We start from the raw sequence: 2,470 nt of genomic DNA on the forward strand, positions 1-2,470 counted from the left end.
CAAGCCAATCCCATAAAACCATTCTCAGTTCGGATTGTAGTCTGCAACTCGGCTCGATGAAGGTGGAGTCGCTAGTAATCGCAGATCAGCAAGCTGCGGTGAATGCGTTCCCGGGCCTTGTACACACCGCCCGTCACACCACGAGAGTTTGTAACACCCGAAGTCGGTGGGGTAACCTTTATGGAGCCAGCCGCCTAAGGTGGGACAGATGATTGGGGTGAAGTCGTAACAAGGTAGCCGTACCGGAAGGTGCGGCTGGATCACCTCCTTTCTAAGGATTTTTACATGAAAAGCGAAGGCGATTGTTTAGTCATGGAAAGCGTTGGAGCTTTTGCCAGGGGGACCGTTATTTGGTTTCGTTGACAAAAGTGAAACGATCGAATGACTAGGAGCCGTAGCTAGACAAGACGTGCGTTTTGAAACTTTGTTCAGTTTTGAGAGTTCAATCTCTCATTTAATAGAAAGTACATCACTTTCTTCTTATCTAATAAGGAGAATTTTGAGTGCGATTGTTCTTTGAAAACTAGATAACAGTAATAGCTGAGGAAAAGTGAAACTTTTCTTTAATCAAACCAATAAATAACGCAACGCAAGTTGCACCATTTATTCGCTAATGGTTAAGTTAGAAAGGGCGCACGGTGAATGCCTTGGCACTAGGAGCCGATGAAGGACGGGACTAACACCGATATGCTTCGGGGAGCTGTAAGTAAGCTTTGATCCGGAGATTTCCGAATGGGGAAACCCACTGTTCGTAATGGAGCAGTATCTTTATCTGAATATATAGGATATTGAAGGCAGACCCGGGGAACTGAAACATCTAAGTACCCGGAGGAAGAGAAAGCAAATGCGATTTCCTGAGTAGCGGCGAGCGAAACGGAATTAGCCCAAACCAAGAGGCTTGCCTCTTGGGGTTGTAGGACACTCTATACGGAGTTACAAAGGAACGAGGTAAATGAAGAGGTCTGGAAAGGCCCGTCAAAGAAGGTAACAACCCTGTAGTTGAAACTTCGTTCCCTCTTGAGTGGATCCTGAGTACGGCGGAACACGTGAAATTCCGTCGGAAGCTGGGAGGACCATCTCCCAAGGCTAAATACTCCCTAGTGACCGATAGTGAACCAGTACCGTGAGGGAAAGGTGAAAAGCACCCCGGAAGGGGAGTGAAAGAGAACCTGAAACCGTGTGCCTACAAGTAGTCAGAGCCCGTTAATGGGTGATGGCGTGCCTTTTGTAGAATGAACCGGCGAGTTACGATCCCATGCAAGGTTAAGTTGAAGAGACGGAGCCGGAGCGAAAGCGAGTCTGAATAGGGCGTTGAGTATGTGGTTGTAGACCCGAAACCAGGTGATCTACCCATGTCCAGGGTGAAGTTCAGGTAACACTGAATGGAGGCCCGAACCCACGCACGTTGAAAAGTGCGGGGATGAGGTGTGGGTAGCGGAGAAATTCCAATCGAACCTGGAGATAGCTGGTTCTCTCCGAAATAGCTTTAGGGCTAGCCTCACGTTGTGAGAGTCTTGGAGGTAGAGCACTGATTGGACTAGGGGCCCCCAACGGGTTACCGAATTCAGTCAAACTCCGAATGCCAAAGACTTATCCGTGGGAGTCAGACTGCGAGTGATAAGATCCGTAGTCAAAAGGGAAACAGCCCAGACCACCAGCTAAGGTCCCCAAGTATACGTTGAGTGGAAAAGGATGTGGGGTCGCGTTGACAGCCAGGAGGTTGGCTTAGAAGCAGCCATCCTTGAAAGAGTGCGTAATAGCTCACTGGTCGAGTGGTTTTGCGCCGAAAATGTACCGGGGCTAAACGTATCACCGAAGCTGTGGATTGACATCTTAGATGTCAGTGGTAGGAGAGCGTTCTAAGTGCTGCGAAGCTAGACCGTAAGGACTGGTGGAGCGCCTAGAAGTGAGAATGCCGGTATGAGTAGCGAAAGACAAGTGAGAATCTTGTCCACCGAATGCCTAAGGTTTCCTGAGGAAGGCTCGTCCGCTCAGGGTTAGTCGGGACCTAAGCCGAGGCTGAAAAGCGTAGGCGATGGCCAACAGGTTGATATTCCTGTACCACCTCCCCGCCGTTTGAGTAATGGGGGGACGCAGGAGGATAGAGTAAGCGCGCTGCTGGATATGCGCGTTCAAGCAGTTAGGCTGATGAGTAGGCAAATCCGCTCATCATAAGGCTGAGCTGTGATGACGAGGGAAATATAGTACCGAAGTTCTTGATTCCACACTGCCAAGAAAAGCCTCTAGCGAGGCGGGAGGTGCCCGTACCGCAAACCGACACAGGTAGGCGAGGAGAGAATCCTAAGGTGATCGAGAGAACTCTCGTTAAGGAACTCGGCAAAATGACCCCGTAACTTCGGGAGAAGGGGTGCTGACTTTTAGTCAGCCGCAGTGAATAGGCCCAAGCAACTGTTTATCAAAAACACAGCTCTCTGCTAAATCGTAAGATGATGTATAGGGGGTGACGCCT

General features: G+C 49.7%; 2 rRNA genes. Both read left to right on the forward strand.

Features of this window, described 5'->3' with window-relative positions:
* A 16S ribosomal RNA gene (locus tag ACYVL2_RS19910) occupies positions 1–271 on the forward strand; the annotation flags it as partial.
* Between the two features lie 344 nt (positions 272–615).
* Positions 616–2,470, forward strand: a 23S ribosomal RNA gene (locus ACYVL2_RS19915); the annotation flags it as partial.

This window comes from Glycomyces halotolerans (assembly GCF_054779575.1).